The following is a 21,193-nucleotide window of genomic DNA, read 5'->3' as shown; positions in this document are numbered from 1 at the left end:
GCGGCGATTGTCGCGGCTGAAGCCCCTCCCACAGCGCAACACGCTCAATCGAGCATATCGCGGTAGCGCTCGTCCTTCTTGAACACCAGCGGCTGGTCGAAGCCGGGCACCTTCACTTCTTCGGTGGTGATGGAGATCGCCTGGTCGTCGATCATGTCGTTGCCGAAGTTGTAGATGATGTCCAGCTGGCCCAGCAGCGCCTGGCTGTCGTAGGCCGCGGCCGCGGTGCGGGTGGCTTCGCGGCGGGCCAGGTAGGCGTCGAAGGCGGCCTGGCCGTGGCGCTTGCGCAGCATGCGCTCGACCACGTGCGGGGCCAGCACCAGGGCGCTGGCGTTGTTGCCGCCGAAGCCCTTGGAGTTGATGAAGGCCACGTCCATTGCCTGCTCACCCAGCTTGCGATCGACGGTGGACAGGCTCAGGTGCTGCTGGTGCACGTCGCCGGCCACCGCGTCGATGGTCTTCAGGCCGGGCAGGATGCCGTACTTGAAGGCGCCGAGGGCGGCGATCACCTGGTCGCCGCTGGCGGTGGCCAGGGAATGGCCGACGAAGGCCTTGACCGCGGTGATCGGCCACTGCTCGATGCCGAAGGCGCTGGCGACGCGGTCGAGAATCTCCGACTCGGTGACCCGGTTGGCCGGGGTGCTGGAGCCGTGGGCGTGGACGAAGCTGCGGCTGCGCACGGCGTCCAGGCCGAGCAGCTGCACGGCGCTGGCCACGGCCTTGGCCACGGTCAGGTAGTTGCCGGGACCGGGGGCGGAGATGGATTTCTTGAAGCCGTCGGCGTTGATGAACACGTCCGGCACCGCGCCGTGGATGTCGGCGCCCAGCTCTAGGGCCAGCTCGTCGTCCATCAGCACCACGAACTGGCAGGCCTCGGCCAGGGTGAAGCCGCAGTTGTCGCCGAACGGGCGGCTGGCGCGGCGGAAATCCACGTCCTGCTTGCCCTCGATCTGGCGCAGGCCTTCTTCGGTGGCCAGCGCGCCCATGGCGCCGTAGCCCTCGATGCACTCCTGGTTGATCGGCGCCTCGCTGCTGCCGACGATGACCACGCGCGCCTTGCCCGAGGCGATCTGCTCGATGCCCTTCTGCAGGTTGTAGAGGAAGGTGGCGCAGGCGCCGGTGATGCTGCCGGTGGTGCCGACGCTGCCGAGCACGTAGGCGTTGATGAAGTCGGCCGGCATGGTGTTCAGGCCCAGGGCCAGCTGCTTGGCGGTGACCCGGCCGCCTTTCAGGCGCGACTGCATCATGCCGCCGAAGCCGTTCTCGTCGAGCTGGCTCATGATGCAGCTGGCGAACACGGCGATCTCGTCCGGCGCCACGTGCTGGACGATGCGCTGCCAGTCGATGCCCACCGAGCGCAGCGCGTCGGTGACGCCGACCACGGTCATGGCCAGGCCGCGCGGGTGGAAGCGCGAGTTGTACAGCTCGCTCGGTTCGAAGCCGGTGGGCAGCTGGCCGGCGGACTTCACCGCCAGCGGGCGGTAGCTGTCGACCTTGAACTCGCAGCTGTCGTGCAGGGTGACCTGCACCTCGCTGGCATTGAGCTCCTGCACCGACCAGTTGGCCGGCAGCGGTTCGGGCAGCTGCTTGCGCAGGGTGAGGAAGCTGAGGCTGCCGCTATGGCCGGGGGCCAGGCCGATGCTCTTCTGCCAGTGGGCGGCGTCCGGGTCGAGATGCTGCTTCTCGATGCGGCGCACCAGGGTGCCGGCGAGAATCTGCTCGGCGTAGCGGCTTTCGATGTCGGCCAGGCTTAGCGGCTGGCCGTCCTGATCGCGGTACTGGCCGTCGACCACGCGCACCAGTTTCATCATCTGCGCCAGCCCGGCCAGCGTCTCCTGGCGCGCGCGGGCGTCCAGGGTCTCGATCACGGTGCGGCGAAAGCCATGGTGGAAGGAGCTGCGCCCGGCTGCGTTGTACCCCCCAAAACCCACGATCACAGGTAAGCGCGACATAACTCAAAAGCTCCTGAACTGGGCCAGCGCGACGCCGAGCCGGCGCCTTGCGGCGCGGGCGCGGATCCCAAAGCGGTGGCGTATGCAAAGATTCGGCTGCCTATCCTGACGTGGATCATGACTGTCGAGTCACTCATCCGACCAATGTCGTGGCGAGCGAAAAGCATGCCGCGGGCAGGACAGCTCGTCGTGGGCGTCGTTAATCCCAGGGCGGATCCGGGGGGGCGCCGCGCGCAGCAAGGGTTTTCCAGGTGGATGCGCACTAACAACAAGCCCGCCGGATGGCGGGCTCGTTCGCTGCTGGTCGCATCAGGCCTGGTAGCTGATATGACCGTCGACCAGGGTGTAGCGCACCGCGCCGGGCAGGCAATGGTCGATAAAGGGGCAGTTGCCGCCCTTGGAGTACCAGCGTTCGCCGGCCAGGGTGGAGGCCTGCGGATCGAACAGCACCAGGTCGGCTGCGGCGCCGACGGCCAGACGACCGGCCGGCAGGCGCAGCGCGTCGGCCGGGCCGCTGGACAGACGCGCCAGCAGCGTCGGCAGGTCCAGCAGGCCGTCCTGCACCAGGCTCAGGGCCAGCGGCAGCAGCAGCTGCACGCTGCTGATGCCCGGCTCGGTGGCGGCGAAGGGCGCCAGCTTGGCGTCGCGCTCGTGCGGCTGGTGGTGGCTGGCGATGGCCGCGATCACCCCGGCCTTCACCGCCTCGCGCAGGCCGTCGCGGTCGGCCCGCGAGCGCAGCGGCGGCTGCACGTGGTAGAGGCTGGAGAAGTCGATCAGCGCCTCGTCGGTGAGGATCAGCTGGTACAGCGCCACGTCCGCCGTCACCGGCAAACCGCGTGCCTGGGCGGCGGCGATCAGCTCGGCGCCGCGGGCGCTGGTGATCTGGCTGAAGTGCGCGCGCACGCCACTCTGTTCCACCAGCAGCAGGTCACGGGCCAGGGCCACGGTCTCGGCGGTTTCCGGAATGCCGGCCAGGCCGAGGAAGCTGGCGGTCGGGCCTTCATGGGCCAGGCCGCCTTCGGCCAGATCGGCGTCCTGCGAGTGGAAGATCACCTGCAGGTCGAAGGTGGCCGCGTATTCCAGCGCGCGGCGCAGGGTGCGGCTGCTGCGGAAGTTGTCCAGGCCGTTGCCGAAGGCGACGCAGCCGGCATCGCGCAGCGCGACGAGTTCTGCAAGCTGCTCGCCGGCCAGGCCCTTGCTCAGTGCGCCGATGGGGAAGACCTTGGTGTGCCCGGCCTCGCGCGCGCGGTCGAGGATCAGCTCGGCCACCGCCGGGGTGTCCAGCACTGGCTTGGTAATTGGCGGGCAGCACAGGCTGGTGACGCCGCCGGCCGCGGCGGCCAGGGTTTCGCTGGCGATGCTGCCCTTGCGGCTGTAGCCCGGCTCGCGCAGGGCCACCGACAGGTCGACCAGGCCGGGGGCGGCGATCAGGCCCTGGGCGGCGAGCGTCTGCTCGGCGATGAAGCCGGCCGGCGCCTGGCCGATGGCGACCAGCTTGCCGCCGTCGATATAGAGGTCGCCGACCCGATCCAGGCCGCTGGCCGGATCGATCACGCGGGCGCCGAGGATTGCGGTACGCATCAGTTGGCCTCCTCGGCGTTGAGTTGACGTTGGGCGTTCTGCCCGCTCATGGCCATCGACAACACTGCCATGCGGATGGCGATGCCGTAGGTGACCTGGTTGAGGATCACCGACTGCGGGCCGTCGGCCACCGCCGACTCGATCTCCACGCCGCGGTTGATCGGCCCCGGGTGCATCACCAGGGCATCGGGCTTGGCCAGCGCCAGGCGCTGCTCGCTGAGGCCGAACAGGCGGTAGAACTCACCTTCGCTGGGCAGCAGGCCACCCTGCATGCGCTCGCGCTGCAGGCGCAGCATGATCACCACGTCGACGTCCTTGAGGCCCTCGTTGGCGTCGCTGAACACGCGCACGCCGTAGCTTTGCTCGAGGCCGATGGGCAGCAGGGTCTTCGGCGCGATCACGCGGATGTCCGGGCAGCCCAGGGTCTTCAACGCCAGCATGTTGGAGCGCGCTACCCGCGAGTGCAGGATGTCGCCGACTATGGCCACCGACAGATTCTCGAAGTCGCCCTTGTGGCGGCGGATGGTGAGCATGTCGAGCATGCCCTGGGTCGGGTGGGCGTGGCGGCCGTCGCCACCGTTGATGATCGCCAGGTTCGGGCAGACGTGCTCGGCGATGAAGTGCGCGGCGCCGGAGTCGGCATGACGCACGACGAAGATGTCGGCAGCCATGGCTTCGAGGTTGCGCAGGGTGTCGAACAGGGTCTCGCCCTTGCTGGTGGAGCTGGTCGAGACATTCAGGCTGATGACGTCGGCCGACAGCCGCTGGGCGGCCAGCTCGAAGGTGGTGCGGGTGCGTGTGGAGTTCTCGAAGAACACGTTGCACACGGTCTTGCCGCGCAGCAGCGGCACCTTCTTCACCGCGCGCGCACCGACCTCGAGGAAGGAGTCGGCGGTGTCGAGGATTTCGGTCAACAGCTCGCGGGGCAGGCCGTCGAGGGAGAGGAAATGGCGCAGCTGGCCTTGGTCGTTCAGCTGCAGCGGGCGCTTGGCGGCGAGTGGCGTCATCGCGGGAGTCTCAGTTGGCGAGCGTCTGGAGTTCGAGGGTCAGCGGCGTGGGGCCGGACAATTTTACCCGCTCGTTGGCTGCCAGCGACAGGCTGGCGCCGACCACGTCGGGGCGGATCGGCAGCTCTCGGGCACCCAGGTCGAGCAGGCTGACCAGGGTCACGCTGGCCGGACGGCCGTAGTCGAACAGCTCGTTCAGCGCGGCGCGGATGGTGCGCCCGCTCATCAGCACGTCGTCGATCAGCACCAGGTGTTGGCCTTCGATCTCGAACGGCAGCTCGGACGGCTGCACCTGCGGGTGCAGGCCGTTCTGGGTGAAGTCGTCGCGGTAGAAGGACACGTCGAGCACGCCCAGCGCGTCATCGCGCCCCAGGGCGGCAAGCAGAGCCTGGGCGACCCAGACGCCGCCGGTGCGGATGCCGATAAAGCGCGGCTCGGCGATCTGGCGCTGGTTGAGGTGCTGGGTCAGGGCGCTGGCCATGGCCGGCAGCAGGTCGTTGGGGTTCGGTAGCATGGCGAAACTCCATGTGGCGGGCCGAGTCGCTCAGCCCGGACAGTTTTCCTCGAGCCAGCCCTGTAACAGCAGGGCGGCGGCAATAGCATCCACCGGGCGCTCGCGGTAGCCGCCGCTCTGGCCTTCGCGCAGGCGCTGGCCCTTGGCCTCGAAGGTGGTCAGGCGTTCGTCGTGGGTATAGGCGGGCAGGTTGAAGCGGCCATTGAGGCGGCGGGCGAATTTCTCCGCGCGGGCGCTCATCTCGCTGGGCGTGCCGTCCATGTTCAGCGGCAGGCCGACCACCACGGCGTCCGGCTGCCACTCCTTGATCAAGGCTTCGACCCGGCTCCAGTCCGGCACGCCGTTCTGCGCCTTGAGCACGCACAGCTCGCGGGCCTGGCCGGTGATCACCTGGCCGACGGCGACGCCGATCTGCTTGGTGCCGTAGTCGAAGCCCAGCAGCAGGCGCAGCGGCTTGCCCTCGGCCATCAGGCGTGCCCGGCTTGCGAGGTGAGCAGGCTGAGGTTGACCCCCAGGCGTGCGGCGGCGGCATTGAGGCGCTGGTCGAAGGGCAGGTCGAAGAGAATGGCGCTGTCGGCCGGGCAGGTCAGCCAGGCGTTGTCGGCCAGCTCCGCTTCCAGTTGCCCGGCCTCCCAGCCGGCGTAGCCGAGGGTGATCAGGTACTTGTCCGGGCCCGTGCCGTCGGCGATGGCGAACAGCACGTCCTGCGAGGTGGACAGGCCCAGCTCGCCCAGCTCCAGGGTGGCCTGGAACTGCGGGCCGGCCGGGTGCAGGACGAAGCCGCGGTCGGTCTGCACCGGGCCGCCGGCGAAGATCGGCAGGCTGTGGCACAGCGCCGCCGGCTCCTCCTCGGGGCGCAGCTGTTCCAGCACGTCGGCCAGGTTGAGGCCGTTGGGCTTGTTGATCACCAGGCCCATGGCGCCCTGTTCGTTGTGTTCGACCAGGTAGGTGACGGTGTGCGCGAAATGCGGATCGGCCATGTGCGGCATGGCGATCAGGAAGTGGTGCTTGAGTGAGGTGGGGGCTGAAATCTTCATGGCGCTAGTTTCGGCCTTAAGCGGGCAGGCTTCAAGCTGTAGGGCGGACCGGATCGCCGGCCGCTCGTAGTGAGGCTAGCTGTCCGCCATCGGCGTTGACTACAAGATCGCCCGGCCTACTGCTCCGCGAGTGCGCCCTACCTGTGACTGCGCTTACCGCGTGTACGCCGATCTGTCAGTTGCTCGACAGCCGGTCGCCGCGCTCAAAGCGCCAGGTGCGGATGATTTCCAGGCGGTCGATATCGGCCAGGTCGCCGGTGAAGGGGGCGTAGGGCGCGGCCAGGCGCACGATGCGCTGCGCCGCCTGGTCGAGCACGGCCTGGCCGGAGGATTCCAGCACCTGCACCTCGTACAGCGAGCCGTCGCGGTTGATCGAGACCAGCAGGCGCAGGCTGCCGTAGATGCGCTGGCGGCGTGCATCGTCGGGGTAGTTGAGGTTGCCGATGCGCTCGACCTTCTTGCGCCACTCGTCCTTGTACCAGGCGCCCTTGTCGCGCATGGTCGAGGCGGCGTTGAGGCGGTGGATCTTCGGCCGTTTGGCATAGGCCTGGACTTCCTGGGCCAGCTCGGCCTCCAGGCTGGCGATTTCCGCCGACAGCTGGGCGGCATCGAATACCCGCGCCGGGCGGGTCTGCGGCACCGGCTTGGCTTCCTCGCGTTTGACCGGGGTCTTCTGCTGCTGCGGGGCGCGGGTGGCGACCGCGGCCTTGGGCGCTTTCTGGCGGGTAGCCGGCTGCTGCGGGGTGGCCGGCGGGGTGACCTTGCGCACCTCGCTGTCCTGGAACGGCGCCTGTTCGGTGGTCTTCGGCGCGGCGGCGTGTTCCAGGGTGCCGCTGCCCTGCTGGTTGTCCTGGGCGAGGAAGTCGGCCTGCTTGGGCTTCTCCTCGCTCTTGAAGGTGGACAGGGTGATTTCCAGGGTCTTGCTGATCTGGCTCGGTGGCTCCAGGCCGAAGCCGACGCCGAGGATCAGCGCCACGTGCAGGGCCGCGGCGAGGAACAGGGTGAACCCCAGGCGATCCGCCGGACGGACGGCGGCGGTGGAAACGGCGGGTGGGGTGGCTGCTGCGTTCATCGCATATCGGGTCTGCTGGCGGATGTCGCGCAGTCTGCGGCGCGACGCTTCAGGCTGCAAGCCTGAAGCGCCAGGCTGCCACCTGCGTCAAGCTTTTGCCGCGCGCTTGGCCGCGATGCAGTCCATCAGGCGCTCGCCGATGCGGGTGTCGAAGGCGGCGTCGATCTCGCGGATGCAGGTGGGGCTGGTGACGTTGATCTCGGTGAGGTGCTCGCCGATCACGTCCAGGCCGACGAACAGCAGCCCCTTCTCGCGCAGGGTCGGGCCGACCGCGGCGGCGATCTCGTGGTCGCGTGCGGTCAGCGGGCGCGCCTCGCCGCGACCGCCGGCGGCCAGGTTGCCGCGGGTCTCGCCGGCGGCCGGGATGCGCGCCAGGCAGTAGGGCACCGCTTCGCCATCGATCATCAGGATGCGCTTGTCGCCGTCCTTGATCGCCGACAGGTAGCCTTGCGCCATGATCTGCTGCTGGCCATGCCGGGTCAGCGCCTCGAGGATCACCGAGAGGTTGGGGTCGCCTTCGCGGTGGCGGAATATCTGCGAACCGCCCATGCCGTCCAGGGGTTTGAGAATGATGTCACGGTGCTCATCGGCAAACTGGCGCAGAATGTCAGGGCGCCGACTGACCAGGGTCGGCGGCGTGTATTGGGAGAACTGGGTGGCGAACAGCTTTTCATTGCAGTCGCGCAGGCTCTGCGGCCGATTGACCACCAGTACGCCGTCGCGTTCCGCCTGCTCCAGCAGGTGGGTGGAATAGAGGAATTCGTTATCGAAGGGCGGGTCCTTGCGCATCAGGATCACGTCCAGTTCGGCGAGGGCGGCATCCTGTTCGGCGCCCAGGGCGAACCAGCGCTGGGCGTCGTTGAACACTTCCAGGGGGCGCAGGCGGGCACGGGCCTGGCCGCGGGCCTGGTAGAGATCCTGCTGTTCCATATAGAACAGCGACCAGCCGCGCGCCTGAGCGGCCAGCAGCATGGCCAGCGAGCTGTCCTTCTTGAAGGAAATGCTGGCAATCGGATCCATGACGATCCCGAGACGAAGGCTCATGGGGGTAACTCTCCGCGAGAAATGGGGCGGCGGCCGGGTTGGCCGCGCCGAGCACAGGCTGTCAGGGTGGCGTCGGCCGGGGCCCTGGTCAAGGGCAGGAACCGCCCCGGCGGGCTTATAGCTTGCATGGGGAGAGTGTGCTAAAAAGGCCCGACGATTGGGTCAAGCCCCATCGGTGACAGGGCCTCAGGCACACTGATAACGCGAATATAACGACTCACCGAGGCGATGGTAGGGCGAAAATGGAACAGCATTCCGAGGGTTTGAAAGTAATGGTGATCGACGATTCGAAAACGATTCGTCGCACCGCGGAAACTCTGCTGAAAAAGGTGGGTTGCGAGGTCATCACCGCGGTCGATGGCTTCGATGCCCTGGCCAAGATTGCCGACACCCATCCCAGCATCATCTTTGTCGACATCATGATGCCGCGTCTCGATGGGTATCAGACCTGTGCCCTGATCAAGAACAACAGTGCTTTCAAATCCACCCCGGTGATCATGCTGTCCTCCAAGGACGGCCTGTTCGACAAGGCCAAGGGGCGCATCGTCGGCTCCGATCAGTACCTGACCAAGCCCTTCAGCAAGGAAGAGCTGCTCGGGGCGATCAAGGCCCACGTGCCGGACTTCATCCCGGTGGAACAAGCCTCCTGACGCCGCGGCCTGCAGGGCCGTACGCCTCTTCTGTATTGGGAAACACCATGGCTCGAATTCTGATTGTTGATGACTCCCCGACCGAGATGTACAAGCTGACCGCCATGCTGGAAAAGCACGGCCATCAGGTGCTCAAGGCGGAAAACGGCGCCGACGGCGTCGCCCTGGCGCGCCAGGAGAAGCCCGACGCCGTACTGATGGACATCGTCATGCCGGGCCTCAACGGCTTCCAGGCCACCCGTCAGCTGACCAAGGACGCCGAGACCAGCCATATTCCGGTGATCATCGTCACCACCAAGGACCAGGAGACCGACAAGGTCTGGGGCAAGCGCCAGGGCGCCAAGGACTACCTGACCAAGCCGGTCGACGAAGACACCTTGCTGAAAACCCTCAATGCGGTGCTGGCCGGCTGATGCCGTGTCGTCCGCGTATTAAATAAGAAGAAGGCCAAGGCTGGCATGTCGGACGTGCAGACCCCTTTCCAGATTCTCCTCGACATCGACCAGCGTTGCCGCGCCCTGGCGGCCGGCCTGCCGTCGCAGCAGGCGGCCGTGCAGACCTGGAGCGGTATCGGCTTTCGCATGGGCGAACGGCTGTTCGTCGCGCCGATGGGGGAAGTCGGCGAGGTGTTGCACGAGCCGCGTCACACCCTGCTGCCGGGCGTGAAGAGCTGGGTCAAGGGCGTCGCCAACGTGCGCGGTCGCCTGCTGCCGGTGATGGACCTGTGCGGCTTCTTCGGCAACGAACTGTCGCCGCTGCGCAAGCTGCGGCGGGTGCTGGTGGTCGATCACCAGGAAATCTTCGCCGGCCTTACGGTCGACGAGGTGTTCGGCATGCAACATTTTCCCGTGGATGCCTTCTCCGAGCAGTTGCCGCCCCTCGAGGCGAGCATCGCGCCCTTTATCCACGGTGTCTTTCAACGGGAACAGCCCTGGTTGGTGTTCAGCCCTCACGCGCTGGCCACCGATCCGGGCTTTCTCGATGTCGCTTATTAGAAAAAAATCGGTTGGGTCGGTTCTGCCGACCCTTTGGCGTTACATGGGAACCGTAGTGCGGTCGGTCCAGGCGGGGGCCAGATAATGAAAAAACTCAATGCAGGCAATTTGTTGGTCGGGGCACGCAGCAGCACGCTGATCGCGGCGCTGTTCGTCGTGCTGATCGTCTCCATCGTGCTGTTGTTCGCGAACTTCGCCTACATCAACACCCAGTCCAACTACGATACCGAGTACATCAGCCACTCCGGTGAGCTGCGCGTACTGTCCCAGCGTATCGCCAAGAACGCCACGGAAGCGGCGGCGGGTACCGCCGAGGCCTTCGGCCTGCTGCGCGACGCGCGCAACGACTTCCAGCAGCGCTGGGGGTATCTGACCGACGGCGACGCCAGCACCGGCCTGCCGCCGGCACCGGAAGCGGTGCAGGCGCAGATGGCCGCGGTGCAGCAGGACTGGGACAGCCTGCGGCAGAATACCGACGCCATTCTCGCCAGCGAGCAGACCGTACTGTCGCTGCACCAGGTAGCCGCCACCCTGGCGGAAACCATTCCGCAGCTGCAGGTCGAGTACGAGGAAGTGGTCGACATCCTGCTGGAAAGCGGCGCGCCGGCGGCCCAGGTCTCGGTGGCTCAGCGCCAGTCGCTGCTGGCCGAACGTATCCTCGGCTCGGTGAACAAGGTGCTGGCCGGTGACGAAGACTCGGTGCAGGCCGCCGACATGTTCGGTCGCGACGCCAGCCTGTTCGGCCGGGTACTGGCCGCCATGCTCGAAGGCAACGCGGCGATGGAAATCAGCCAGGTGACCGACGAGGAAGCCCTCGAGCGTCTGGCGGAGATTTCCGAGCTGTTCGAATTCGTTTCCGGTTCGGTGGACGAGATTCTCGAGACCTCGCCGGAACTGTTCCAGGTGCGTGAGTCGGCGAACGCCATCTTCAGCGTGTCGCAGACCCTGCTGGACAAGGCGTCCGAGCTGGCCGGCGGCTTCGAAGACCTGGCCTCGGGCCGTGCCATCAACACCCTGTTCGGCTATGTGCTGGGCGCCCTGGCGCTGGGTTCGATCATCCTCATCGGCCTGGTGATGGTGCGCGAGACCAACCGCCGACTGGCCGAGACCGCGGAGAAGAACGAACGTAACCAGGCGGCGATTCTGCGTCTGCTCGACGAAATCGCCGACCTCGCCGACGGTGACCTGACCGTGGCCGCGACGGTAACCGAGGACTTCACCGGTGCCATCGCCGACTCCATCAACTACTCCATCGACCAGCTGCGCGACCTGGTGGCCACCATCAACCTGACCGCCGTTCAGGTCGCCGGTGCGGCCCAGGAAACCCAGGCCACGGCGATGCACCTGGCCGAGGCGTCCGAGCACCAGGCCCAGGAAATCGCCGGCGCCTCCGCGGCGATCAACGAAATGGCCGTGTCGATCGACCAGGTATCGGCGAACGCCTCGGAATCCTCCGCGGTAGCGGAACGTTCCGTAGCCATCGCCAACAAGGGCAACGAGGTCGTACACAACACCATCACCGGCATGGATAACATCCGTGAGCAGATCCAGGACACCTCGAAGCGGATCAAGCGCCTCGGTGAATCGTCCCAGGAGATCGGTGACATCGTCAGCCTGATCAACGACATTGCCGACCAGACCAACATCCTCGCCCTGAACGCCGCGATCCAGGCGTCCATGGCCGGTGATGCGGGCCGCGGCTTCGCCGTGGTAGCGGACGAGGTACAACGCCTCGCGGAACGTTCCTCGGCGGCGACCAAGCAGATCGAGGCGCTGGTCAAGACCATTCAGACCGACACCAACGAGGCCGTTATCTCCATGGAGCAGACGACCTCCGAAGTGGTGCGCGGTGCTCGCCTGGCGCAGGACGCCGGGGTGGCCCTGGAAGAGATCGAGAAGGTATCCAAGACCCTCGCGGCGCTGATCCAGAACATCTCCAACGCCGCTCGTCAGCAGGCCTCTTCGGCCGGCCATATTTCCAACACCATGAACGTGATCCAGGAAATCACCTCGCAGACGTCCTCGGGTACCACCGCCACCGCCAAGAGCATCGGTAACCTGGCCAAGATGGCCAGTGAGATGCGCAAGTCGGTGTCCGGCTTCACCCTCCCGGACGCCTGATAAAGGAGGGCGGCGGCTGCTTGCAGTCGCCGCACGACAGCCATGACTCAGGGCGAAGGTATGCAGTCAAGCGGCGTGTGGGCCTTGCGCCCGGTGGCCGATATGTCGCAAGCCGACTTCCACGACTGGCAGGCGCTGCTCGAAGCGCGCACCGGCGTGGTGATCAGCGAGCAGCGGCGCGCCTTCCTGCAAACCAACCTGAGTGCGCGCATGCGCGAACTGGGCGTCACGGACTACGCCAGCTATTACCGCCAGGTCACCGACGGCCCGCGTGGCGCGGTGGAGTGGTCGACCCTGCTGGATCGTCTGACCGTGCAGGAAACCCGCTTCTTCCGCCACCCGCCGTCCTTCGAGGTGCTGGCGCAATACCTGCAGGAGCGACTGGCCGCCGGCCTGACGCGGCCCTGGGAGCTGTGGAGCGTGGGTTGTTCCAGCGGCGAGGAGCCTTATTCGCTGGCGATCCTGGCGGCCGAAGCGCTGCAGGGCAGCGAGTCGCCCGAGCATTTTGCCGTGACCGGCACGGATATCAGCCAGGGCGCGCTGAGCAAGGCCCGCGAGGGCAGTTACTCGGCGCGGCGTCTGGAACAGGTGAACGGCGACCTGCGCGAGCGTTATTTCCTCGCCCAGGCCGACGGACGTTTCAAGGTGGTGCCGAGTCTGGCGGCGCGCGTGTGCTGCGCCAAGCTCAATGTGCTGGAACTGGCCAAGGCGCCGATGTCCGGCATGGACGTGATTTTCTGTCAGAACTTGCTGATCTATTTCCGCCGCTGGCGTCGCCGCGACATCCTCAACCGCCTGGCCGAGAGCCTGGCACCTGGGGGGCTGCTGGTGGTGGGCGTGGGCGAAGTAGCCGGTTGGCAGCATCCGGCGCTGGTGCCGGTGGCCGACGAGCGAGTCCTGGCGTTTACCCGCAAGGGATAAGGCCAAGTTTATGAGTGGAGTGGCTATGGGTGATCGGCATGACTATGTCGCCCTGGAGTGGGTCAAAGGCGAGATCGCGGAAACCCTGAAGCAGGCGCGGCAGGCCCTGGAGGCGTTCGTCGAGAACCCGCAGGACCCCACGCGCATGCGTTTCTGCCTGACCTATGTGCACCAGGTCCACGGCACCTTGCAGATGGTCGAGTTCTACGGCGCCGCGCTGCTCGCCGAGGAAATGGAGCAGCTGGCCAAGGCGCTGATGGAAGGCCGCGTGGCCAACCAGGGCGAAGCCCTGGAAGTGCTGATGCAGGCCATCCTGCAGTTGCCGGTGTACCTCGACCGTATCCAGACCGCCCGCCGCGACCTGCCGATGGTGGTGTTGCCGCTGCTCAACGACCTGCGCGCCGCGCGTGGCGAGAAGCTGCTGTCGGAAACCAGCCTGTTCGCCCCGGACATGTCGGTGCGTCAGCCGGCGCTGCCATCCGACAGCCTGGCGCGGCTGCGCACCGCCGAGCTGCCGGTGCTGCTGCGCAAGCTGCGGCAGATGCTGCAGATGGCCCTGGTCGGGGTGATCCGCGGCCAGGACCTGGCCACCAACCTCGGCTACATGGCGCGGGTGTTCGCCCGCCTGGAAACCCTGTGCAAGGACGCCCCGCTGGGCGGCCTGTGGCAGATCGCCTCCGGCATGGTCGAGGGCCTGGCCAACGGCAGCGTGGTCAACGGCACCTCGGTGCGCACCCTGTTGCGTCAGGTCGACAAGGAACTCAAGCGCCTGGTCGAGCAGGGCGCCGACGGCATCAACCAGGCCGCGCCGGACGAGCTGACCAAGAACCTGCTGTTCTACGTGGCCAAGGCGCCGGCGCAGTCGCCGCGCATCCGCGCGCTCAAGGAACAGTACCGCCTCGACGAAGCCCTGCCCGACAACGAGGTGGTGGACGAGGAACGCGCCCGCCTGGCCGGCCCCGACCGCGACGCCATGCGCTCGGTGGTCGCCGCCCTGTGCGAGGAGCTGGTGCGGGTCAAGGACAGCCTCGACCTGTTCGTGCGCAGCGACCGCAGCCAGGCCGGCGAGCTGGACGGCCTGCTGGCGCCGCTCAAGCAGATCGCTGACACCCTGGCGGTGCTCGGCTTCGGCCAGCCGCGCAAGGTCATCCTCGATCAGATTGACGTGATCCACGGCCTCTCCCTCGGCCAGCGCGAGCCCAGCGACGCGGTGCTGATGGACGTCGCCGGCGCCCTGCTGTACGTCGAGGCGACCCTGGCCGGCATGGTCGGCCCGAGCGACGACGGGCAGAGCGAACAGAGCCACCTGCCCACCACCGACGTGGCGCAGATCCATCAGCTTGTCATTAAAGAGGCGCGCAACGGCCTGGAACAGGCCAAGGACGCGATCATCGAGTTCATCGCCTCGCAGTGGAACCACGAGCACCTGGCGCGCGTGCCCGAGCTGCTCACCCAGGTCCGTGGCGGCCTGGCGATGATCCCGCTGCAGCGCGCCGCCGACCTGCTCAACGCCTGCAACCGCTATATCCAGGAACAGCTGCTGGCGCGCAAGGCCGTGCCCAACTGGCAGAGCCTGGATACCCTGGCCGACGCCATCACCAGCGTCGAGTACTACCTCGAGCGCCTGTCCGAGGACCACGGCAGCCAGGGCGATCTGATTCTCGACGTGGCCGAGGAGAGCCTGGAAGCGCTGGGCTATCCGCTCAAGGAAAAGCCGTCGATCCTCGATCGTGTCGAGCCGCAGGAGGAGTCGCTGGCGCCGCTGGCCGACCCGCTGCAGGAAATCGAGCTGCTCGGCGCCGAGGACAGCCAGCTGGAGCAACCCCTGGCCGATAGCGAGCCGGTCGCCGCCGCGCAGGAGTCGTCCTTCGCGCCGGGGTTCGACCTGGCCGAGCAGGCCGACGCCGACCAGCAGCCCTTCGAGGCCGCGGCCGAGGCGCAACTGGAGGAGCTGCAGCCGCTCAACGATTTCGCCTTCGAGCTGGACGACGGCCCGCAGGGCCTCGCCGCCGAGCCCGAGCTGGAACTGGAAGAGCTGAGCCTGGAGCAGCTGTCCGCCCCGCAGCAGTGGGACGAGCTGGAACTGGCCGAACTGGAACTGCCCGAGGTCGAGCTGCCCAGCGCCCCCGCGCCGGCGCCGCTGATCGAGGTGGAGGACCTTGCCAAGCCGCTGTCGATGGCCGACGTGATGGCCGCGCCGGTGCAGGTGATCAACCCGCCGGCCGCCGAGGTACCGCCGAGCCTGCTGCCGCCGCCGGCCGACGAGGAGCCGGTGGACGAAGAGCTGCTGGAAGTCTTTACCGAAGAAGTCGGCGAGGTGCTGGAAACCATCGCCGAATACCTGCCGCAGTGGCAGGCCGATACCGAGAACAAGGACGCCCTGATCGAAGTGCGGCGTGCCTTCCACACCCTCAAGGGCAGCGGGCGCATGGTCCGCGCGCTGATCATCGGCGAGCTGGGCTGGTCCATCGAGAACCTGCTCAACCGTGTGCTGGATCGCAGCATTGCGCCGAGCGAGCCGGTGCAGCAGGTGGTGCTCGACGTGGTGGCGCTGATGCCGGCGCTGGTCGAGGAGTTCGCCGCCAAGGCGCAGCGCCAGCGCGACGACGTCGACCGGCTGGCCGCCACCGCGCATGCCCTGGCCAGGGGCCACAGCCTCCCAAAATCTGACGCCCCGGCCGCCGAGCAGGTAGCCGAGTCCGCGGGCGCTGTCGAGGCTACCGCCGCCGTGGAGGAGAGCGAGCCCCTCGATGGCGAGCCCCTCGACCCGCAGTTGCTGGAAATCTTCCGCAACGAGGCAGAAACCCATCTGGACACCCTGGTCGGCTTTCTCGCCGACTGCGCGCAGGAGCTGCCGCAGCCGGTGACCGACGACCTGCAGCGCGCCCTGCACACCCTCAAGGGCAGCGCCTATATGGCCGGCATCCTGCCGGTGGCGGAGATCGCCGCGCCGCTGGAGAAGCTGGTCAAGGAATTCAAGACCAACCTGATCCGCGTCGACATGGCCGAGGCCGAGCTGCTCAGCCGCGCCGAGAAGCTGTTCCGCGCCGCCCTGGAGCAGCTGGAAAGCCAGCCGCTGGCGCCGATTGCCGGTGCCGAGGACTTCCTCGCCCGGGTCCACAAGCTGCATCAGGAGCGCCTCGACGCCGCCGAAGGCGAGCGCCTCGGGCAGAGTGGCGAGAGTCGCGACCCGCAGCTGATCGGCATCTTCCTCGCCGAGGGCATGGACATCCTGCTGGATGCCGAGGACCTGCTGCGCAAGTGGCGCGAGCACCCCTCCGAGCGCCAGGAGCTGTCCGCCCTGCTGGAAGAGCTGACCACTCTCGGCCGCGGCGCCGAGATGGCCGAGCTGCCGCAGATCGATGAGCTGTGCGAGGCCCTGCTGGACCTCTACGGCGCGGTCGAAGATGGCAGCCTGGCGGTCAGCGAACGCTTCTTCGACGAGGCGGAAAAGGCCCACGAAGCGCTGATCGGCATGATGGATCAGGTTGCCGCGGCGCTGCAGGTCAGCGCCCAACCCGAGCGTGTGCAGGCGCTGCGCGACCTGCTCGGCGAAGCCATCGACCCGGCCACCCTGGCCCTGCTCGCCCCCGGCGCCGAGGGTTTCGAAGTCATCGAGCTGGACCAGGCCACGGCCGAACTGCTGCAGGCTGAGGAACAGCCGGGGCCGCAGGCGTCGGGCGCGGAGTTCGCCGCGTTCGAGCTGCCCGAGGACAGCATTGCCGAGCCCGAGCCCGAGCCCGAGCCCGAAGCCAGCTTCAGCCCGGCCGATGCCGACCTCGACGAGGAGATGGTGGAAATCTTCCTCGAAGAGGCGGTGGATATCCTCGAAAGCGCCGGCCAAGCCCTGGAGCGCTGGCTCGGCGAACCGGACAACACCCTGCCGCTGTCGTCCCTGCAGCGCGACCTGCACACCCTCAAGGGCGGCGCGCGGATGGCCGCGATCCGCCCGATCGGCGACCTCGGCCACGAGCTGGAATCGCTTTACGAAGGCCTGGTCGACCGCCGCTACAACTACGGCGCGGCCCTGGGCGGCCTGCTGCAGCAGAGCCACGACCGCCTGGCGCTGATGCTCGATCAGCTGCAGGCGCGCCAGCCGCTGGCGGCCGGCGAAGACCTGATCCAGGCCATCCGCCAGTTCCGCCAGGGCGGCGCGCAGAGCCTGTCGGCCGCGGCGACCCTGGTCGATCCGGCCCTGGACGAGGAGGCGGCTCAGGCCGCCGAACCGCTCGAACTGGATCTGGATGCCGGCGAGCTGCCGCCGCTGGCCCTGGTCGAAGACGAAGACCTGCTGGTGCTTGACGATCCCACCGAAGCGCCGCTCGATCAGGCGCCGCCGGCAGTCGACGAGCCCACGCTGGAGCTGCCGGTGGCGGCCGACCCCGAGCCGCAGGCGGCGGCGCCCACCAGCTGGCACGAGGAGCGCGACCCGGAGCTGGTGGAAATCTTCCTCGAGGAAGGCTTCGACATCATCGACAGCGCCAGCGCCGCCCTGCAGCGCTGGATGGCCGACGTCGACAACAGCCTGGAGCTGGAAGCCCTGCAGCGCGACCTGCACACCCTCAAGGGCGGTGCGCGCATGGCCGAGATCCGCGAGATCGGCGACCTGGCCCACGAACTGGAATTTCTCTACGAAGGCTTGGGCGGCGGTCGTCTGCGTGCCAGCCCCGAGCTGTTCGGCCTGCTGCAGGCCTGTCACGACCGCCTGGCCGAGATGCTCGAGGCGGTGCGCGGCCAGCGTGCGGTGCCGCCGGGCGACGCCCTGATCGAGACCATCAAGCGCTTTCGCGCCAACCCCGACGAGCAGCTGAGCATGCCGTCTGCGGTCCAGCTCAAGGCCTTCGTCGAGAGCGACGACGGCGAGGAGGCCGACAGCGACATCCTCGACATCTTCCTCGAAGAGGGCGACGACCTGCTCGAGGCGATGGAGGCGGCCATCGGCCGCTGGGAAGAACAGCGCGACGACGGCGCCGCCATCGACGAGATGCTGCGCATCCTGCACACCCTCAAGGGCGGTGCGCGGCTGGCCGGGCAGAAGCGCCTGGGCGACATGAGCCACGATCTCGAGCAGCACCTGAGCGAGGCGCTGCAGCAGGGCGCACCCTGGCCCGAGAGCCTGCTGATCGACCTGCAGTCCGGTTTCGAGGGGCTGCAGAAGGAACTCGATCTGTTGCGCCAGCGCCTTAGCGCCAGCCTGGCCGAGCCGCCGCTGGTCGCCCAGCCCGAGCCGGCAGCGCCGAGCCCGGGCGCGCCGCAACCGGCCGCCCAACTGGTCGTCCCTAAGCTGGGCGCCCAACTGGTCGTCCCGATAGTCGCCGCCAGCGAGCTGCCGAGCCAGGTGCAGGCGCCCAAGGTGCTGCCGTTCGTGCGCCGCGCCGCCGAGGCGGCGGCCGAGGCCGCGTCCCGTCGCGCCCCGCAGGAACTGGTCAAGGTGCCGGCCGACCTGCTCGAAGGCCTGGTCAACCTGGCCGGCGAGACCTCGATCTTCCGCGGTCGGGTCGAACAGCAGGTCAGCGACGTCAGTTTCACCCTGAGCGAGATGGAAGCCACCATCGACCGCGTGCGCGACCAGCTGCGCCGCCTCGATACCGAGACCCAGGCGCAAATCCTCAGCCGTTACCAGGCCGAGGCCGAGCGTGCCGGTTACGAGGACTTCGATCCGCTGGAGATGGACCGCCACTCGCAGCTGCAACAGCTGTCGCGGGCGCTGTTCGAGTCGGCCTCCGACCTGCTCGACCTGAAGGAAACCCTGGCGGCGAAGAACCGCGACGCGGAAACCCTGCTGCTGCAGCAGGCGCGGGTCAACACCGAGCTGCAGGAAGGCCTGATGCGCACCCGCATGGTGCCGTTCGACCGCCTGGTGCCGCGACTGCGCCGTATCGTCCGCCAGGTCGCCGGCGAGCTGGGCAAGCAGGTCGAGTTCGTCGTCGGCAACGCCGAAGGGGAAATGGACCGCACCGTGCTCGAACGCATCGTCGCGCCGCTGGAGCACATGCTGCGCAACGCCGTCGACCATGGCATCGAGCCCACTGCCGTGCGCCGCGACGTCGGCAAGCCGGAAACCGGCACCATCCGCCTCAACCTCGGCCGCGAGGGCGGCGACATCGTCCTCACCCTCGACGACGACGGCGGCGGCATCCGCCTCGACGCGGTGCGGCGCAAGGCCATCGAACGCGGCATGATGGATGCCGACAGCGACCTGACCGACCACGAGATCCTCCAGTTCATCCTCGAGGCCGGTTTCTCCACCGCCGAGAAGGTCACCCAGATTTCCGGCCGCGGCGTCGGCATGGACGTGGTGCATTCGGAGGTCAAGCAGCTCGGCGGCTCGATGAGCATCGACTCGGTCGTCGGCCAGGGCACCCGTTTCACCATCCGCCTGCCGTTCACCGTGTCGGTCAACCGCGCGCTGATGGTGCTCTCCGGCGAGGACCTGTACGCCATCCCGCTGAACACCATCGAAGGCATCGTGCGGGTTTCGCCCTACGAGCTGGAGGCCTACTACGCGCCGGATGCGCCGCGCTTCGAGTACGCCGGGCAGGCCTACGAACTGAAGTACCTGGGCGACCTGCTGAACAACGGTCAGCAGCCCAAACTGGTGGGCCAGAGCCTGCCGCTGCCGGTGATCCTGGTGCGCTCCAGCGAGCACGCCGTGGCGGTGCAGGTGGACAGCCTGGCCGGCTCGCGCGAAATCGTGGTGAAGAGCCTCGGCCCGCAGTTCGCCGGGGTGCACGGCATCTCCGGCGCGACCATCCTCGGCGACGGCCGGGTGGTGGTGATTCTCGACCTGCTGGCGACCATCCGCGTGCTGCATGCGCATCTGCAGAGCCAGCTGACCCCGCGTCTGGCCTCGCGCCAGGTGGCGATCAGCGAGGAAGTGGAAGTCGACCGGCCGCCGTTGGTGATGGTGGTGGACGATTCGGTCACCGTGCGCAAGGTCACCAGCCGCCTGCTCGAGCGCAACGGCATGAACGTGATGACCGCCAAGGACGGTGTGGACGCCATCGCCCAGCTGCAGGAGCACAAGCCCGACATCATGCTGCTGGACATCGAGATGCCGCGCATGGACGGCTTCGAGGTGGCCACCCTGGTGCGCCACGACGAGCGCCTGAAGGACCTGCCGATCATCATGATCACCTCGCGTACCGGCGAGAAGCACCGCGAGCGGGCCATGGCCATCGGCGTCAACCAGTACCTCGGCAAGCCCTATCAGGAGTCCTTGCTGCTCGACACCATCGCTCAGTTGGTGGATAGCCACCGGATCAAACGGACATGACAGACAAATCCGCGGCACGTATTGCAGTGATCGCCGACACCTCCTTGCAGCGCCACGTGCTGCAGCAGGCGCTGGCCGGTGGCGGCTACCAGGTGGTGCTCAACAGCGACCCGGCACGCCTCGACGAGGCGGCGCTGGCCGCCTGCGACACCGACCTGTGGCTGGTGGACCTGGCCCAGTCGGAAGACTCGCCGCTGGTCGACAGTCTGCTGGAGCGCGCCAGCGCACCGGTGCTGTTCGGCGAGGGGCACGCCCCCGAACGCCATTCGGAGAACTACCCGCGCTGGGAGCGCAGCCTGTTCGGCAAGCTCAAGCGCCTGGTCGGTGATCCGACCCAGGCGGTGGGCCCGAGCCTGCAGGCGCTGCTCGACGAAACGCAGCGTCCTGCGCGCCTGGAATTGCCGCAGGCCTTGGCCGACACGCTGTTCAAGGCTGGCGAGCCGGCGCGCCAGGTCTGGCTGCTGGCGGCCTCGCTGGGCGGCCCGGCGGCGGTCAAGGCGTTCCTCGATGCGTTGCCCGGCGGCCTGCCGATCGGCTTCGTCTATGCCCAGCATATCGATGCCAGCTTCGAAACCGCGTTGCCGCAGGCGGTCGGCCGGCACAGCCAGTGGCACGTCAACCCGGCGCGCCAGGGCGACCCGGTACGTTGCGGCGAGGTGGTGGTGGCGCCGATCCAGCACGAGCTGGGTTTCGCCGAGGACGGCGCGATGCAGATCGCCGAACGCGGCTGGCCCGAGCCCTACAGCCCGTCCATCGACCAGATGATGCTCAACCTGGCGCAGCAGTTCGGCGCCCAGTGCGGGGTGATCGCCTTCAGCGGCATGGGCAGCGACGGCAGCGCCGCGGCGGCCTACGTCAAGCGCCAGGGCGGCCTGATCTGGACCCAGCGCGGCGACAGCTGCGCCAGCCCGAGCATGCCCGACAGCCTGCGCGAGGGCGGCTACAGCAGCTTCAGCGCCGACCCGCGCGAGCTGGCCGTGGCGCTGGTCAACCACCTCGCCGAACACTGCAGTTGAGGACGTT

At 67.8% G+C, this 21,193-nt stretch carries 15 protein-coding genes; 7 read left to right on the top strand and 8 right to left on the bottom strand.

What is annotated here, in order from left to right; translation table 11 throughout:
• Nucleotides 1-44: 44 nt before the first annotated feature.
• The 8 genes from AC1G9C_RS23265 to gshB form a co-directional block, all read right to left on the bottom strand.
• Nucleotides 45-1,952 (bottom strand): beta-ketoacyl synthase, encoded by a 1,908-nt coding sequence (locus AC1G9C_RS23265; RefSeq protein ID WP_480408922.1) that lies wholly within the window; start codon nucleotides 1,950-1,952, stop codon nucleotides 45-47.
• Between the two features lie 309 nt (nucleotides 1,953-2,261).
• Nucleotides 2,262-3,533, bottom strand: a complete 1,272-nt coding sequence (locus tag AC1G9C_RS23260) for a dihydroorotase (protein ID WP_480408921.1) — start codon at nucleotides 3,531-3,533, stop codon at nucleotides 2,262-2,264.
• On the bottom strand, nucleotides 3,533-4,540 hold the full coding sequence (locus AC1G9C_RS23255; RefSeq protein WP_021444027.1) for an aspartate carbamoyltransferase catalytic subunit: 1,008 nt from the start codon (nucleotides 4,538-4,540) through the stop codon (nucleotides 3,533-3,535). The genes AC1G9C_RS23260 and AC1G9C_RS23255 overlap by 1 nt, the downstream gene beginning before the upstream one ends.
• 10 nt (nucleotides 4,541-4,550) lie before the next feature.
• Nucleotides 4,551-5,054, bottom strand: a complete 504-nt coding sequence (gene pyrR / locus AC1G9C_RS23250) for a bifunctional pyr operon transcriptional regulator/uracil phosphoribosyltransferase PyrR (protein ID WP_122109341.1) — start codon at nucleotides 5,052-5,054, stop codon at nucleotides 4,551-4,553.
• 30 nt (nucleotides 5,055-5,084) lie between these two features.
• The gene (gene ruvX / locus AC1G9C_RS23245) at nucleotides 5,085-5,522 is read right to left on the bottom strand and encodes a Holliday junction resolvase RuvX (RefSeq protein WP_021444025.1); all 438 of its coding nucleotides are present in this window, start codon (nucleotides 5,520-5,522) and stop codon (nucleotides 5,085-5,087) included.
• The gene (locus tag AC1G9C_RS23240) at nucleotides 5,522-6,091 is read right to left on the bottom strand and encodes a YqgE/AlgH family protein (RefSeq protein ID WP_397495753.1); all 570 of its coding nucleotides are present in this window, start codon (nucleotides 6,089-6,091) and stop codon (nucleotides 5,522-5,524) included. Before AC1G9C_RS23240 ends, ruvX begins: the two co-directional genes overlap by 1 nt.
• A 175-nt stretch (nucleotides 6,092-6,266) precedes the next feature.
• Nucleotides 6,267-7,163, bottom strand: coding sequence for a TonB family protein (locus tag AC1G9C_RS23235; protein ID WP_480408920.1), 897 nt, complete (start codon nucleotides 7,161-7,163; stop codon nucleotides 6,267-6,269).
• Between the two features lie 87 nt (nucleotides 7,164-7,250).
• Entirely contained in the window at nucleotides 7,251-8,207 is a 957-nt protein-coding gene (gene gshB, locus AC1G9C_RS23230) for a glutathione synthase (protein ID WP_480408919.1), read from the bottom strand.
• A 242-nt stretch (nucleotides 8,208-8,449) separates the two neighbouring features.
• Here gshB and pilG point away from each other — a divergent pair, with 242 nt between their 5' ends.
• From pilG to AC1G9C_RS23195, 7 genes are all read left to right on the top strand, one after another.
• Complete coding sequence (gene pilG / locus AC1G9C_RS23225) at nucleotides 8,450-8,857, top strand: twitching motility response regulator PilG (RefSeq protein WP_031302687.1); 408 nt, start codon at nucleotides 8,450-8,452, stop codon at nucleotides 8,855-8,857.
• A gap of 47 nt (nucleotides 8,858-8,904) precedes the next feature.
• A complete protein-coding gene (gene pilH, locus AC1G9C_RS23220) occupies nucleotides 8,905-9,270 on the top strand; it encodes a twitching motility response regulator PilH (RefSeq protein ID WP_013713612.1) in 366 nt (121 codons plus the stop codon).
• Nucleotides 9,271-9,315: 45 nt separating this feature from the next.
• Nucleotides 9,316-9,852: a chemotaxis protein CheW gene (locus AC1G9C_RS23215; RefSeq protein ID WP_021442252.1), complete on the top strand. Its 537-nt coding sequence runs from the start codon at nucleotides 9,316-9,318 to the stop codon at nucleotides 9,850-9,852.
• Between the two features lie 84 nt (nucleotides 9,853-9,936).
• The gene (locus tag AC1G9C_RS23210) at nucleotides 9,937-11,973 is read left to right on the top strand and encodes a methyl-accepting chemotaxis protein (protein WP_031302686.1); all 2,037 of its coding nucleotides are present in this window, start codon (nucleotides 9,937-9,939) and stop codon (nucleotides 11,971-11,973) included.
• 60 nt (nucleotides 11,974-12,033) lie between these two features.
• A complete protein-coding gene (locus AC1G9C_RS23205) occupies nucleotides 12,034-12,894 on the top strand; it encodes a protein-glutamate O-methyltransferase (protein WP_031302685.1) in 861 nt (286 codons plus the stop codon).
• Nucleotides 12,895-12,919: 25 nt separating this feature from the next.
• Nucleotides 12,920-20,170: an Hpt domain-containing protein gene (locus AC1G9C_RS23200; protein WP_480408918.1), complete on the top strand. Its 7,251-nt coding sequence runs from the start codon at nucleotides 12,920-12,922 to the stop codon at nucleotides 20,168-20,170.
• The gene (locus AC1G9C_RS23195) at nucleotides 20,167-21,186 is read left to right on the top strand and encodes a chemotaxis protein CheB (RefSeq protein ID WP_480408917.1); all 1,020 of its coding nucleotides are present in this window, start codon (nucleotides 20,167-20,169) and stop codon (nucleotides 21,184-21,186) included. Before AC1G9C_RS23200 ends, AC1G9C_RS23195 begins: the two co-directional genes overlap by 4 nt.
• Nucleotides 21,187-21,193 lie beyond the last annotated feature (7 nt).

Source organism: Pseudomonas sp. ABa2, assembly GCF_056676075.1.
Note: the sequence above shows the minus strand (reverse complement) of the source record. Positions and strands in the feature narration are given on the sequence as shown.